Annotated in this window: 1 protein-coding gene and 1 pseudogene; both read right to left on the reverse strand. The window is 44.3% G+C overall.

Translation table 11 applies throughout. The features are described 5' to 3' along the window. Window positions 1-378, reverse strand: a 378-nt coding sequence (locus tag L650_RS0100575) for a DUF350 domain-containing protein (RefSeq protein ID WP_029771761.1), incomplete at its 3' end; no start/stop codon positions are given. 22 nt (window positions 379-400) lie between these two features. Next, window positions 401-668 (reverse strand): annotated as a pseudogene (locus tag L650_RS0100580) (CHAD domain-containing protein); the annotation flags it as partial.

Here is a 668-nt window from a genome sequence, read left to right on the forward strand (position 1 = left end):
GGCTGTTACATTACCTTTTACAATTTCGTCGTGCAGGCTGACTTTGCGAAGCGCGACCTTGTCTTGAAAAAAGTGGCCTAATTTAATCAGTACAATGGCTAATACACCATAGCCTAGCATTTGCAGGGCTTCTTGTTGTAACGACGCAGCAAAGGCGCCACTACTCACACCCGTTAATACAATGGCAAGTGCAACTAAGCCTGCCGCAAAGCTAATACCAAAAGCAAAGTTATCACGTTCTGTTATTTCGTCATTTGCATGAAGGTTTGAAACCCAGCCCTTAATGTATTTTAGGCTTACAAATAACAACACGATAATTGCAAAATCAATCGCCAAAGCTTGTAGCGACCACGTAGTTATTCCATTAAATTCGTACATATTTCTAACTCCAACTTATTCTTTACTTACCACGGCTCACGCCACGAGAGGTTCTGCTACCGCTATTGCGTACCGATCCAGAGCTGTTGCTATAACTACTCGAACGCGAGTAACTACTGCGGCTTTTAGGCGGTGTATAACTACTGCGGCTTAAACCCGAGGCACCCGTTTTTTTGCTCGCATAAGGGCTAGTAAACTGTTTGCCTTGGCGTTGGTACGATTGTCGCGTACGCGTTTCTAAAGCACTTTGCGTTTTAATTTGTTTAGGGCTTGAGTAACGATAGCGGCCG

Origin of the sequence: Pseudoalteromonas sp. TB51 (genome assembly GCF_000498055.1) — a bacterium.
Classification (GTDB): Bacteria; Pseudomonadota; Gammaproteobacteria; order Enterobacterales; family Alteromonadaceae; genus Pseudoalteromonas; species Pseudoalteromonas atlantica.